The sequence below is a fragment of the Variovorax trehalosi genome (assembly GCF_051216415.1).
Lineage (GTDB): Bacteria > Pseudomonadota > Gammaproteobacteria > Burkholderiales > Burkholderiaceae_C > Variovorax.
This window is the reverse complement of sequence record NZ_JBPJZG010000001.1, coordinates 492,875-506,076: the sequence shown is the minus strand read 5'-3', so window position 1 is coordinate 506,076 and position 13,202 is coordinate 492,875. Positions and strand designations below refer to the sequence as shown.

At 68.0% G+C, this 13,202-nt stretch carries 15 protein-coding genes and 1 pseudogene; 8 read left to right on the top strand and 8 right to left on the bottom strand.

From position 1 onward, the window contains the following. Positions 1-16: 16 nt before the first annotated feature. From aroC to ACSFA7_RS02400, 8 genes and pseudogenes are all read right to left on the bottom strand, one after another. The gene (aroC, locus tag ACSFA7_RS02435) at positions 17-1,129 is read right to left on the bottom strand and encodes a chorismate synthase (RefSeq protein WP_435497901.1); all 1,113 of its coding nucleotides are present in this window, start codon (positions 1,127-1,129) and stop codon (positions 17-19) included. Positions 1,130-1,161: 32 nt separating this feature from the next. Then, positions 1,162-1,347, bottom strand: a complete 186-nt coding sequence (locus ACSFA7_RS02430) for a hypothetical protein (protein ID WP_435497900.1) — start codon at positions 1,345-1,347, stop codon at positions 1,162-1,164. Positions 1,348-1,394: 47 nt separating this feature from the next. Then, complete coding sequence (locus tag ACSFA7_RS02425; RefSeq protein ID WP_475542256.1) at positions 1,395-2,966, bottom strand: MFS transporter; 1,572 nt, start codon at positions 2,964-2,966, stop codon at positions 1,395-1,397. After that, positions 2,963-3,334 carry a YciI family protein gene (locus ACSFA7_RS02420; protein WP_435497899.1) on the bottom strand — a complete coding sequence of 124 codons (372 nt, stop codon included), beginning with the start codon at positions 3,332-3,334 and terminating at the stop codon, positions 2,963-2,965. Before ACSFA7_RS02420 ends, ACSFA7_RS02425 begins: the two co-directional genes overlap by 4 nt. Then, entirely contained in the window at positions 3,331-3,693 is a 363-nt protein-coding gene (locus ACSFA7_RS02415) for a YciI family protein (protein WP_435497898.1), read from the bottom strand. The genes ACSFA7_RS02420 and ACSFA7_RS02415 overlap by 4 nt, the downstream gene beginning before the upstream one ends. Before the next feature lie 94 nt (positions 3,694-3,787). Next, complete coding sequence (locus tag ACSFA7_RS02410; RefSeq protein ID WP_435497897.1) at positions 3,788-5,035, bottom strand: RNA polymerase sigma factor; 1,248 nt, start codon at positions 5,033-5,035, stop codon at positions 3,788-3,790. Further along, on the bottom strand, positions 5,032-5,505 hold the full coding sequence (locus ACSFA7_RS02405; RefSeq protein WP_435497896.1) for an SRPBCC family protein: 474 nt from the start codon (positions 5,503-5,505) through the stop codon (positions 5,032-5,034). The genes ACSFA7_RS02410 and ACSFA7_RS02405 overlap by 4 nt, the downstream gene beginning before the upstream one ends. Before the next feature lie 101 nt (positions 5,506-5,606). After that, positions 5,607-5,852, bottom strand: a pseudogene (locus tag ACSFA7_RS02400) (ArsR/SmtB family transcription factor); the annotation flags it as partial. Positions 5,853-5,999: 147 nt separating this feature from the next. Here ACSFA7_RS02400 and ACSFA7_RS02395 point away from each other — a divergent pair. From ACSFA7_RS02395 to ACSFA7_RS02360, 8 genes are all read left to right on the top strand, one after another. Beyond that, positions 6,000-6,422 carry a cupin domain-containing protein gene (locus tag ACSFA7_RS02395; RefSeq protein WP_206178426.1) on the top strand — a complete coding sequence of 141 codons (423 nt, stop codon included), beginning with the start codon at positions 6,000-6,002 and terminating at the stop codon, positions 6,420-6,422. 81 nt (positions 6,423-6,503) lie between these two features. Beyond that, positions 6,504-7,442 carry a DUF2167 domain-containing protein gene (locus ACSFA7_RS02390; RefSeq protein ID WP_435497895.1) on the top strand — a complete coding sequence of 313 codons (939 nt, stop codon included), beginning with the start codon at positions 6,504-6,506 and terminating at the stop codon, positions 7,440-7,442. A gap of 35 nt (positions 7,443-7,477) precedes the next feature. Continuing rightward, a complete protein-coding gene (locus ACSFA7_RS02385) occupies positions 7,478-8,206 on the top strand; it encodes a site-2 protease family protein (RefSeq protein ID WP_435497894.1) in 729 nt (242 codons plus the stop codon). A 156-nt stretch (positions 8,207-8,362) separates the two neighbouring features. Beyond that, positions 8,363-9,472, top strand: coding sequence for an ABC transporter substrate-binding protein (locus ACSFA7_RS02380; protein WP_435497893.1), 1,110 nt, complete (start codon positions 8,363-8,365; stop codon positions 9,470-9,472). A 1-nt stretch (position 9,473) separates the two neighbouring features. Beyond that, positions 9,474-10,502: an adenosine deaminase gene (locus ACSFA7_RS02375; RefSeq protein ID WP_435497892.1), complete on the top strand. Its 1,029-nt coding sequence runs from the start codon at positions 9,474-9,476 to the stop codon at positions 10,500-10,502. Continuing rightward, positions 10,499-11,332, top strand: coding sequence for an ABC transporter ATP-binding protein (locus ACSFA7_RS02370; RefSeq protein WP_435497891.1), 834 nt, complete (start codon positions 10,499-10,501; stop codon positions 11,330-11,332). The genes ACSFA7_RS02375 and ACSFA7_RS02370 overlap by 4 nt, the downstream gene beginning before the upstream one ends. Continuing rightward, entirely contained in the window at positions 11,329-12,150 is an 822-nt protein-coding gene (locus ACSFA7_RS02365) for an ABC transporter permease (protein WP_435497890.1), read from the top strand. The genes ACSFA7_RS02370 and ACSFA7_RS02365 overlap by 4 nt, the downstream gene beginning before the upstream one ends. A gap of 34 nt (positions 12,151-12,184) precedes the next feature. Next, positions 12,185-13,189, top strand: coding sequence for an isopenicillin N synthase family dioxygenase (locus ACSFA7_RS02360; protein WP_435497889.1), 1,005 nt, complete (start codon positions 12,185-12,187; stop codon positions 13,187-13,189). Positions 13,190-13,202 lie beyond the last annotated feature (13 nt).

Below are 13,202 nucleotides of genomic sequence, written 5' to 3'. Positions count from 1 at the left end.
GGTGGCGGGGTAGGCACTAGAGGAAAGACGCCTGCGGGGACGCGGCTTCGTTCTTCTGGGCGTCGGTCTGCACGTCGCCGCACTGCGCGCGATTGCGCAGCACGTGCTCCATCACCACCAGCGCGAGCATCGCCTCGGCGATGGGCGTGGCACGGATGCCGACGCACGGGTCGTGGCGGCCCTTGGTGACCACCTCGACGGGGTTGTTGTGGATGTCGATGGACTGGCGCGGGCTGATGATCGAGCTGGTCGGCTTGATCGCGATGCTCACCTCGAGGTCCTGCCCCGAGCTGATGCCGCCCAGGATGCCGCCCGCGTTGTTGGTGACGAAGCCGGTCGGCGTGATCGAATCGCCATGCGTGGTGCCGCGCTGGGTGACGCTGTCCCAGCCGGCGCCGATTTCCACTGCCTTCACAGCGTTGATGCCCATCATCGCGTAGGCGATTTCGGCGTCGAGCTTGTCGAAGAGCGGTTCGCCCAGGCCAACGGGCACGTTCGTCGCGGTGACGCGGATGCGCGCACCGCACGAATCGCCGGCCTTGCGCAGGCGGTCCATGTAGGCCTCGAGTTCGCTGACGTCGGCGATGGGGGCGAAGAAGGGGTTGTGGGGCACGTGGTCCCAGCTCTCGAAGGGAATCGCGATGTCGCCGATCTGCGTCATGCAGCCGCGAAACACCATGCCGTATTTTTCAGCCAGCCACTTCTTGGCGACCGCACCGGCCGCGACCATCGGCGCCGTGAGCCGCGCCGAGGAGCGCCCGCCGCCGCGCGGATCGCGGATGCCGTATTTCTTCCAGTAGGTGAAGTCGGCGTGGCCAGGACGGAACTGCTGGGCGATCTGCCCGTAGTCCTTGCTGCGCTGGTCGGTGTTCTGGATCAGGAGGGCGATGGGGGTGCCGGTGGTCTTGCCTTCGTAGACGCCGGAGAGGATCTGCACCGCATCGGGCTCGTTGCGCTGCGTGACGTGGCGGCTGGTGCCTGGGCGCCGGCGGTCCAGATCGCCCTGGATGTCGGCCTCGCTCAATGCCATGCCCGGGGGGCAGCCGTCGATGACGCAACCGATGGCCGGGCCGTGCGATTCGCCGAAATTGGTGACCGCGAAGAGTGTTCCGAAAGTGTTGCCGCTCATGGCCGGGATTATCCCTACAAAGCGGCGCCCCCTCAGTCGGTTGTGTTTTCCAGGCGCTTGGTGAGCGCGCCCACCTGCAGCTCGATGGAGAACAGCCGCTCGTTCAGCACGGCCGTCTGCAGGCGGATGGCCTCGACGATGGCCTTGGTCTGCGGGTCGGTGGTGTTCTCGGCCAGCTCCGCCAGGTCGTGCAGCTTCTTGCGCAGTTCGTTGCTCATGGGAGGCTCCGTTGGTCTCGTCGTGGAAGCCCCAGTATGGGTGTTCGTCAGCGCTCCGGCAATGCGGCGGCACCCGGTGTTTCGGGGGCATTGGCCTCGCCAGCCCCGCGCAACCTGAAAGCGACGAGGCCGGCCACGATCAGCAGCACGGCAGCGCAGATGCCGGCCGTCAGGCGCAGGCCGTGCAGCAGCGCAGCGCGGCCTGCATCGAGCAGCTCGGCGCCTGCGCTCCCGGTGAGCTGGGCCGCCAGCGCCACCGCACCGCCGAGCGTGCTGCGCGCCGCTTCCACCTCGGCCGCACCCGCCAGCCCCGCAGGCACCGCGTCGGCCATCGTGCTGCGGTAGATGGCCGCGCCGATGCTGCCCAGGATCGCGATGCCCAGCGCCCCGCCGAATTCGGAACTGGTTTCCGAAATCGCCGAGGCCACGCCGGCTCGCTCCGGCGGTGCGCTGCCCACGACCACGTCGGTGGCCAGCGTGAACACCGGCGCGAGGCCGAGCGAGGAGATGACCGCGCTCGCCACCAGCCACGCCAGCCCGCCTTGTTCGGAGGACACGGGCAGCACGATGAGCATCGCGAACCCCAGCGCCGCCACGGCCAGCCCGCCGCCCATCACGTAGGCCGGGCGCATCCGCCGCACGAGCGCCGAGACGACCATCGACCCCACGATGAAAGCCCCCGCCCCCGGCACGCTCCAGAGCCCCGCATGCAGCGGCGACAGGCCCAGCACCAGTTGCAGGTACTGCGCGTTGTAGAGAAAGAGCCCGAACATCACGAAGCACGCCAGCATGTAGGCCGCGAGCGAGACAGTGAAGGCCGGCAGGCGAAAGAGCTGCAGGTCGATCATCGGGTTGGCCAGGCGCTTCTGCCGGCGCGCGAACACCCAGCAGAGGGCCACGCCCACCGCGATCGACAGCGCCGGCACGACGTCCGGCCCGTGCTCGGCGATCTGCTTGATGCCGTAGATCACAGCCAGCACCGCCCCCAGCGACAGCGCCACGCTGGCCAGGTCGAGCCGCCCCGCATCCGGGTCACGGTACTCGGGCAAAAGGATCGGCCCGAGCACCAGCAGCAGCACCATCACCGGCACGCCGATGAGAAACACCGAGCCCCACGGAAAGAACTGCAGCAGCACCCCGCCCAGCACCGGCCCGATGACGGCGCCGGCCGAATAGCTCGATATCCACACGCCGATGGCCACGGTGCGCTGCGCCGGGTCGAGGAACATGCTGCGGATCAGCGAGAGCGTCGACGGCGCGAGCGTTGCGCCCGCCACGCCGAGCAGCGCGCGCGTGGCGATGAGCATGTTCGCGCTGGTGGAAAACGCCGCCAGCACCGAGGCGATGCCGAACGCGGCAGCGCCGATCAGCAGCAGCCGGCGCCGTCCGATGCGGTCGCCCAGCGTGCCCATGGTGACCAGCAGCCCTGCCACGAAGAAGCCGTAGATATCGACGATCCAGAGGAGCTGCGAGGCCGTGGGCTTGAGCTCCTCGCTGATCGCCGGGATCGCGAGGTTCAGCACCGTGAGGTCCATCGAATACAGCATGCACGGCAGCGCGATGACGGCCAGGCCGGTCCATTCGCGCACCGTGGCGCGCGCGGGCGGCGCGCCGCTCACGGCGTTCGCTCCGCGCCGCGCGTGCCGCCCTTCACACGCCGCACTTCGACGCTGCTGAAGCGCGCGGACGGAATGCCGGCCGCGAGTTCGAGCGCTTCTTGGTCGTTCTCGGCTTCGACCAGGTAGAAGCCACCGAGGTATTCGCTGGTTTCGGCGAACGGGCCGTCGGTGACGGAGAGCTTGTTGCGGCGCATGCGCACGGTGGTTGCCGTTTCGGCGGGCTGCAGTGCCTCGGAGGCGACGAGCTTGCCGCGGGCCTGCAGGGCCAGGTCGTAGTCGAGGTGTTCGTTCACGTACATGTCCATTTCGCGCGGAGAGAAGTGCGCGGTGTGATCGTCGGTGCCGTAGATGATGCAGAGGTATCTCATGCCGCTCTCCTTTGAAGGGTTTCTACTGGCCGCACTTCGATGGCGCCGTAGCGCGCCATGGGAATGCGCCCCGCCAGCTGGATCGCGGCATTCAGGTCGCGCGCCTCGATGAGGATGAAGCCGCCGAGCTGCTCACGCGCCTCGGCGTAGGGGCCATCGACATGGGAGCGCTTGCCGCCCCGCACCTGCACGACCTTGGCGGTCTTCACGGGTTCGAGCGCGTTCGAGGCGATGTAGTGGCCGGTTCGCTCGAGCTCGCGGTCGTAGGCGTGGGATTCGTCGCCCAGGGCCTTGAGTTCGTCGGGCGGCATCGTGTCGATCACCGCTTCGTCGTAGTGAACGAGGCAGAGGTATTTCATGGCGGTATCTCCTTGAAGATGGAATGTGGACACCACTGGTCGATTGGCGATGCCGGAAATCGACATGTCCGGCACGACCGGCGTCAAAAATTTTCTATTTGAGATCCAGCAGGGTCAGTTGCCGCTCCAGGAATTTCCGTTCGGGCAACTGATGCGCCAGCGACAGTGCGCGCTCGTAGGCGGCACGCGCCTCGCCGAGGCGCCCCAAGCGTCGGCACAGTTCGGCGCGGGCGCCGTGGGCCAGGTGGTAGTCGGCCAGCTCGCCGCGTGCGAGCAGCGCATCGATGAGCGCCAGCCCCGCCGCCGGACCGTCGCGCATGGCGATGGCGGCGGCGCGGTTGAGTTCGGCCACGGGCGAGGGGTCCAGGCGCAGCAGCACGTCGTAGAGGCCGACGATTTGCGGCCAGTCCGTGGCAGTGGCCTCGCGGGCTTCCGCATGCACGGCGGCGATGGCGGCCTGTAGCGCATAGGGGCCGAAGCGGCGCGACAGCAGCGCGCGCTCGACCAGCGCGGCGCCCTCCCCGATCTGCGCCCGGTTCCAGAGGCTGCGGTCCTGCGCGTCGAGCAGCACGAGCTCGCCGCCCGGCGAAGTGCGCGCCTCGCGGCGCGAGTCGTGCAGCAGCATCAGCGCGAGCAGGCCGAGCGCCTCGGGGTCGGGCAACAGATCGACGAGCAGACGGCCCAGGCGGATCGCCTCGGCCGAGAGATCGGCCCGCATGACGCTCTCGCCCGACGAGGCCGCATAGCCTTCGTTGAACACGAGATACACCACGCGCAGCACCGCATCCAGCCGCTCCGGCAGTTCGGCCAGCGAAGGCACCTGGTACGGAATGCGCGCATCGCGGATGCGGGCCTTGGCGCGCACGATGCGCTGGGCGATGGTGGGCGCGGGCACGAGGAAGGCGCGCGCGATTTCCTCGGTGGCGAGGCCGCAGACCTCGCGCAGCGTGAGCGCCACCTGCGCGTCGGGCGCGAGCGCGGGATGGCAGCAGCTGAAGACCAGGCGCAGGCGATCGTCTTCGAGGTCTTCGGTGGCGTCGTCCCACGCCGGGGCGGGATCGGCGAGGCCTGCGGTGTGCTCGGCCGCATCATCCCAGGCGGTGAAGCGCGCCTGCCGGCGGACGCCGTCGATGGACTTGAAGCGTCCCGCCGACACCAGCCAGGCGCGCGGGTTCGCGGGCACGCCATCGCGCGGCCATTGTTCGAGGGCGCTGCGGAAGGCGTCGTGCAGCGCCTCTTCGGCAAGGTCGAAGTCGCCGAGCAGGCGCACCAGCGTGGCGAAGATGCGGCGCGACTCGGTGCGATAGATCGCGTCGATGGCATCGGCGACCGGCTCAGTCATGTCGTTGCGCTGCCCAGCCACCGTTCGAGCTTCACGAGCGCGCCGCTCCAGCCATGGTTGTGCCCGTCGCGCGCGGCCTCGTCGAAGAACTGCTCGTGCATGAGCACGAGTTCGCAGCCGTCGTCGTCGGGCTCGATCTGCACGGTGACGCGCGATTCGCGCTCGGGCGTACTGCGCCAGGCCCAGCTGAAGACGAGCTTGCGGTTCGGCACGATCTCCAGGTAGGTGCCGCTCACGTCGTGCGTCTCGCCGTCGGCCGCCAGCATGGCCACGCGGAAGCGCCCGCCGACGCGCAGGTCGATCTCGACGAGGGGCACCGCGACGATTTCGTCGGGGCCGAACCAGAGCCTCAGCGCTTGCGGGTCCGTCCAGGCACGCCAGACTTTTTGGGGCGCGACGCGGTAGTGCCGGCGGAGGGTGAGCGAGGGGCGCTCTTTGTCTGGGGTGTCTCGGTCGGTAGGTTGTGCCATTCGGTCTCCTCCTGGTGGTAGAGAAAGCGCGCCAGTGCATCGAGGCGCCCGGTCCAGAATTTCTCGTAACGCGACAACCACACGGCCGCCTCCTGCATGGGCCGGGGCGACAGCTCGCAGCGCACGATGCGGCCCTCTTTCGTGCGGGAGATGAGGCCTGCGTTCTCAAGCACGCGCAGGTGCTTCATGAAACCGGTGAGGGACATGCCGTGCGGCTCGGCGAGTTCGGTGATGCTGAGGCTGCGCTCGCCCAGGGTTTCGAGCACGGTGCGACGCGTCGAATCGGACAGCGCGGCAAAAACGGCGTCGAGGGTTGCGGCTTCGGGAGGGGCGGCTGGGTGAACCATGCGGTTGAGTATGGAAAGGGGGTGCAAGAGCGTCAAGTGGAGAGAAGAAAGTCACGAACGCCCCGCTGCACAAACAAAAGCTCCCATGAACAGGAACGCTTTATGCGTGCTGCGGCGCAACACAACCACCCTGCGAAGGAGCGCCCCATGCTGGACCGTACCGCCACCCAGTTCTCCCACGTCAAGCCCGGTGACACAGAGTTCGTCTCGGGCGGCCTGCGCGATTTCTTCCTGTACCGCGACCTGGGCGTGGCCGAGGCCACCAACGGCAAGGTCATCGCGCATCTGGTCAAGGCCAACATGGCACCGGAAACGGGCACCGGCTGGCACCGCCACGAGGCGGACTTCCAGATCGTCATCATGGTCAAGGGCTGGGCCCGCTTCATGTACGAAGACAAGGAAACCCTGGTCGAGGCCGGCGACGTGGTGCACCAGCGGCCGGGCATCCGGCACTTCCTGTTCGACTACTCGCCCGACATGGAGTACCTGGAGATCGTCTCGCCGGCGGACTTCAAGAGCATCGACGTCGAGCCGGTGTGCGAAATTCCGCCGCCCACGCCCTGGCCCTGAAAACGCACTGTTGGCGCCGGCAAGGGCGCCGATAAACTCCTCGCGGCTCACCAAAACCGACAACAACCGAGGAGAGAGAACTTGCGTATTCATACTGCCCGCCTGACGGCCGGCTTGCTGCTCGCGTGCGCCCTTGCGGCCACCAATACCGGCAACGCCGCATCGCCCACCACTTCCGCGGCCCCGGCCCCCGCCTCTGCAACCAATTCGCTGGAGGCCGAACAGGAAGCCGCCTTCAAGGCCGCCAAGGCCGTGCAGAAGGCCGGCCCCGCCGACATCCCGCTGCGCGACCAGGCCCACCTGCAACTGCCGGCCGGCTATATCTGGGTGCCGACGCCCGCGGCCGCACAGCTCATGCACAGCATGGGCAACCGGACCGACGACACCTTCATCGGTGCGATCTTCCCGGCCGACGACAACGCCGACTGGATGGCCGTCGTCAAGTTCGTGAAAGAGGGCTACATCAAGGACGACGACGCGAAGGACTGGAACGCCGACGACCTGCTCAAGAGCCTGAAGGAAGGCACCGAGGCCGCGAACGAAGAGCGCGCCAAGCGCGGCATCCCGGGCATCGAGGTCACGGGCTGGGCGCAGAAGCCGCATTACGAGGCCCAGACGCACCGCCTCGTGTGGTCGGCCCTCTCGAAGAAGAAGGGCTCCACGGGCGAGAACCAGGGCGTCAACTACAACACCTATGCGCTGGGCCGCGAGGGCTACCTGAGTTTGAACCTCATCACCAACGCCAAGGACCTGGACACCTACAAGCCCGACGCCGCCAAGCTCCTGGCCGCGCTGCAGTACGACGACGGCAAGAAGTACGCGGACTTCAACTCGTCCACCGACAAGGTCGCCGCCTATGGCCTGGCCGCGCTGGTGGCCGGCGTTGCGGTCAAGAAGCTGGGCCTCTTCGCGCTCGCGCTGGCATTCCTCGCCAAGTTCGCGAAGATCGCGGTCGTGGCCGGCGGCGCGGCGCTCTGGGGCATCGCCAAGATCTTCAAGAAGAAGAACCCCGAGGCCTGAAGGCTGAAGGGACTTGAAGGACTGAAGAGCGATCCATGGTCAAGCTGCTGCTGGTCCTGCTGAGCGCGGGCAAGCTCGGCAAGCTGCTGCTCTCGGGCGGCACGATGCTGCTCTCGGTGGTGGCCTATGCCTTCGTGTTCGGCTGGCGCTATGCGGCGGGCTTCGTGGCGCTCATCTTCGTGCACGAGATGGGCCACTACCTCGCGGCGAAGCAGCGCGGCCTGCACGTCGGCCTGCCCACCTTCATTCCGTTCGTGGGCGCATGGATCGAGCTGAAGGACCAGCCGCACGACGTCGAGACCGAAGCCTGGGTCGGCTTCGGCGGCCCGTTGCTCGGGAGCCTCGCGGCGCTGGCCTGCTATTTCGCGGCGCGCGAATCCGACAGCCGGCTGTTGCTGGCGCTCGCCTATGCGGGCTTATTCATCAACCTCTTCAACCTGATCCCGCTCTCGCCCTTCGACGGCGGGCGCATCACCGCGGTGCTCACGCCGCGCGTGTGGCTGGTGGGGGTGCCGGTGCTCGCGGGCCTCTTCTTCTGGCGGCCGAGCCCGATGCTGATCCTGGTCGCGGTACTCGCCGCGCCGCAGGTGATGCGGGCCTGGAAGTACGACCCGAAGGACCCGGCCAACCAGCAGTACTACGCCGTCTCCACCGAGACGCGGGTGACGTACAGCGTGTACTACATCGGCCTCCTGGCGTTCCTTTCGGTGATGGCGCACGACACGCACGAGATGCTGGGCAGCGCACACGTGCTGGGCGGCTGAACGGCCGCGCCGGGCGGTGCGGTACGCACCGGAAGGACAGGTGAGCCCTGCTCTGACAATGCGCGAAAAATCAGAACAATACTGACGGAATATTGATCCAAAGCGATTGGTTTCCGGGACTAATCTCGCAGCGATCCGAGCACCACAGGATCGTTCATGTCCCCCCACCTGAAACCCGTCTTCGCCCGCCTTGCCGCAGGACTTGCCACCTTGGCCCTCCTGCTGTCGGCCCCCGTCGCGGAGGCCCAGACCAAGCCGCTCAAGCCCGTGACCATCGCGCTGGGCACGCAGGTGGTCAACGTCACCTACCCCTGGCTGACGCTGCCCATCGCCCTGGGTTACTGGAAGGCCGAGGGCTACGACGTGAAGATCGTCACCACCGGCGGCTCGCTGCAGGGCATCCAGCAGATGGTGGCCGGCGGCGTCGATTTCGCGCAGGTCAACTCCACCGGCCTGATCCAGGCCAACACCGAGAACAACGTCGCCGTGCGCGGGCTCATGGGCACCGGCGTGATCGACTGGGGCATCGGCGTGCCGCAGGACAGCCCCGTGAAGACGGTGGCCGACCTCAAGGGCAAGAAGATCGGCATCTTCAGCCTGGGCACGGGCGGCATGCCGCTGCTCAAGGGGTACCTGCGCGCCAACGGCATCAACCCCGACACCGAGGTGCAGATCATCGCCACCGGTGCCGGCGCGCCGGCGCTGGAGGCGATGCGCGCGGGCCGCGTGCAGGCGCTGATGTTCTGGGGCTCGGCGCTCACCGGCTTCCAGAATGCGGGAGCGAACATGCGCGTGCTGTTCGATCCGGCGTGGCGCTCGCTGCCCGACTTCACCTTCGCCACCATGCAGAAGACCATCGACGCCGACCCGGCGATGGTCGAGGCCATCGCGCGCGGCGCGGCCAAGGCGACGCTGTTCGCGCAGACCGATCCCGAGTGCGCGCGCCAGATCCACTGGAAGAATTTCCCCAGCACCAAACCCACGGGCGCCGACGAGGCCACGCTGGCCAAATGGGACCTCGCGCTGCTGCGCACGCAGTTGGAGACGATGGCCGACGCGCAGGCCATGAACGGCGGCAAGCTGATCGGCGCGATGAGCCCGGCCGCCTACGGCCGCATGCAGGACGTGATGCTCAAGGACGGCCTGATCAAGCGCACGCTGCCGCCCGAGTCGATGCTGTACCTGAAGCCCGGCTTCGTCGAAGCCATCAACCGCTTCGACCGCAACGCCGTCATCGAGGCCGCCAAGGCCTGCAAGGTGCTTTGACATGACGCCCGAGCAATTCGTGGCGGGCCTGCCCAAGGCCGAACTGCACATGCACATCGAAGGCTCGATCGAGCCCGCGCTGTTCCTGCGGCTGGCCCGGCGCAACGGCGTGGCGCTGCGCTGGCAGACCGAAGACGAGCTGCGCGCCGCCTACCGCTTCACCGACCTGCAGGATTTCCTGAACCTGTACTACGACGGCTGCCGTGTGCTCGTTCAGCCGCAGGACTTCCACGACGTGACGCGCGACTACCTGCGCCGCGCGCATGCCGATCGCGTGCTGCATGCGGAGATGTTCCTCGGCGTGCAAGGCCACACCAGCCGCGGCGTGCCGCTGGCCGTGGTGATGGACGGTGTGCTGGGCGCCATGGAAGCCGCGCAGGCCGAAGACGGCATCAGCTCAGGCCTGATCGTCGTCGTCCAGCGCCATCGCAGCGAAGACGAGGCGCTTGCGCTGCTCGACGGGCTGCGCCCCTGGTACGACCGGCTGCTGGGCTTCGGCCTCGGCGGTGCGGAGGTGGGCAACCCGCCCTCGAAGTTCGTCGAGTTCTTCCGCCGCTGCCGCGAGCGCGGCTTCAAGGTGGTGGCGCATGCGGGCGAGGAAGGACCAGCCGCGTATGTGCGCGAAGCGGTCGAACTGCTGCAGGTCCAGCGCCTGGACCATGGCAACGCCTGCCTGGACGACCCCGCGCTCGTCGCGCAACTGGCGCAGCAGCGCATTCCGCTCACGGTGTGCCCGCTGTCCAACCTGAAACTGCAGCTGGTGCCCTCGATGGCCGCGCACCCGCTGCGCAGGCTCATGGACGCAGGCCTGTGCGTGACCGTCAACTCCGACGACCCCTCCTACTTCGGCGGCTACGTCAACGACAACTACCTCGCATGCCAGCAGGCGCTCGGCCTCGGGCGCGACGACATGGTGAGCCTGGCGCTCAACAGCTTCGAGGCCGCCTTCATCACGCCCGAGCAGCGTTCGGCCGCGTTCCGCGCCGTCGATGCATGGGTCGCCCACAGCATCCAGCAGGCGGCGGCATGAGCGCGCTCGTCCAGTTCCCTGCCAGGCGGACGACGCTGCAGGAAGCATCGGGTGCCGTGCCGGCGTTCCGCTTCGACGGCCTGCACAAGACCTTCCGCTCGAAGGACGGCGCGGACGTGGTCGCGCTGCACGACGTGAGCTTCAGCGTCGCGCGCGGCGAGTTCGTCACCGTGGTCGGCCCGAGCGGCTGCGGCAAGAGCACGCTGCTGCGCATCCTGGCGGGCCTGGAGCGCGCGAGCCGCGGCACGGTCGAGCTCGGCGGGCAGCGCCACAGCGGGCCGAGCCGCGACATCGGCGTGGTGTTCCAGGCGCCCGTGCTGCTGCCGTGGCGCAACATCCTCGACAACGTGCTGGTGCCGGCGCAGATCCAGGGACGCAACCCCAAGGTCGCGCGCGAACGCGCGCTGCACTACCTGCATCTGGTGGGGCTCGAGGGCTTCGAGACCAAGTACCCCGGCGAACTGTCCGGCGGCATGCAGCAGCGCGTGGGCATTGCGCGTGCGCTGGTCAACGACCCGATGCTGCTGCTGATGGACGAGCCCTTCGGCGCGCTCGACGCCATGACGCGCGAGACCATGAACGTGGAGCTGCTCAAGCTGCGCGAGCGCACCGGCGCCACGATCATGCTCGTGACCCACAGCATTCCGGAGGCGGTGTTCCTCGGCGACCGCGTGATCGTCATGTCGCCGCGGCCCGGGCGCGTCACGCAGGTGATCGAGGTCGACCTGCCCGCCGCCCGCACGCTGGATCTCATCAACACCGAGCGGTTCGGCAGCCACGTTCGCGGCATCCGCACCAACCTGAACGCCAGTGGAGGGCTCGACGGATGAGCACCGAGAACATCGACTTCGAGCTTCCCGCCCCGTGGCTCACTCCCGCGCGGCGCAAGGCGCTCATCGTGGCCGTCTTCGTGGCCGTGGTGGCCGCATGGCAGCTCGTGGTGAGCGCAGTGGGCGTCTCGCACCTGATCTTCCCGGGCCCCGCGGGCGTGGCCCGCTCCATCTACGACGTCTTCCTCTCGGGCGAGGTGTGGCCGCACCTGTGGGTGACGCTCTACGAGATTCTTGCGGGCTTCGCGCTCGGCGCGTTCGCGGGCTTCCTGCTGGGCGCGCTGATCGGCCAGAGCGCCCTGCTTGAACTCGTCCTCTACCCGTACGTCGTCGCGTTCCAGACCGTGCCCAAGGTGGCCGTGGCGCCGCTGTTCGTGCTGTGGTTCGGCTTCGACACCACGTCGAAGGTCGTGATCACCGCGACCATCGTGTTCTTTCCGGTGCTCGCCAACACCATCGTCGGGCTTCGCTCGGCACCCAGGGACCAGATCGACCTGATGCGCGCATTCACCGCCTCGCCATGGCATGTGTTCCGCATGGTGCGGTTGCCGCACGCGCTGCCCTATGTGTTCGCGGGGCTGGACATCGGCATCGTGCTTGCCGTGATCGGCGCGATCGTGGGCGAGTTCGTGGGCGCCCAGGCCGGCCTGGGCTATCTCATCCTGCAGCGCAACTTCTCGATGGACGCGGCGGGCATGTTCGCGATCCTCATCGTGCTCTCGGCGATCGGCATCGTGCTGCACGGCCTGATGAAGGCGATCGCGCGGCGCGTGGTGTTCTGGGCGGAAGCGTTCACCGACCTGTCCCGCGGCACCTGAAGCAACAACCCCACCACTACAAAGGAGCAACGCAATGACCCAAGAAGAACAGCAGCTCGAAGCCCCTCGCAGGGCCTCCGCAGAGGAGATGCCGATCCTGGACCTGGGCCCATGGCTGGCCGGCGGGCCGATCGGGCCGGTCGTCGAGCAGTTCAAGGCCGCATGCACCAACACCGGCTTCTTCTACGTGCGGAACCACGGCGTGCCGCAGGCCGTGATCGACGCCGTGTTCGACGCCACCCGCCGCTACATGTCGCTGCCGATGGAAGAGCGCCTGAAGGACCGCATCGACGAGCGCTTTCGCCGCGGCTTCATGCCCATGGGCGTCACGCAGCACCCGGGCCACAAGCCGGACCTCAAGGAGAGCTACGAACTGGGCATGGACCTGCCGCTCGCCGACCCCGACGTGGCGAACGGCCTGCCGCTGCACGGCCCCAATCGCTGGCCCGCGGACAAGCCCTGGCTCGAACCCGCGGCCATGGCGTACTTCAACGCCACCATCGCGCTCGGGCGCAACCTGCTGAAGATCTTCGCCTCGGCGGTCGGCAAGGACGAAGACTTCTTCCTGCAGTACGCCACCAAGCCGATGGTGCAGGCGCGGCTCTTTCACTACCCGCCGCAGGAGTCGTTCACCAACCTGGAGCTGGGCGCCGCCGCGCACACCGACTACGGCATGCTGACCGTGCTGGCGCAAGACCCGATCGGCGGGCTGGAGCTGTGCACGCGCGGCGGCGAGTGGGTGGCAGCGCCGTATGTCGAAGGCACGCTGGTCATCAACCTGGGCGACCTCGTGAAAGTGTGGACCAACGATGTCTACGTGTCCAACCGGCACCGCGTGGCAAACCGCACCGGCAAGGAGCGCTACTCGATTCCCACCTTCTTCAACCTCGACTACGACACGCCCGTGGCCTGCCTGCCCGAGTTCGCGCCCGCCGATGGCGAACCCCGGCATGCGCCCATCAAGTCGGGCGACTACCTGGTGCGCCGGTTCGCGGCGGTGCAGAAGTACAAGACGCCCGCGGAGCTGGCTGCCGGTTGACCGGGCCACCGCG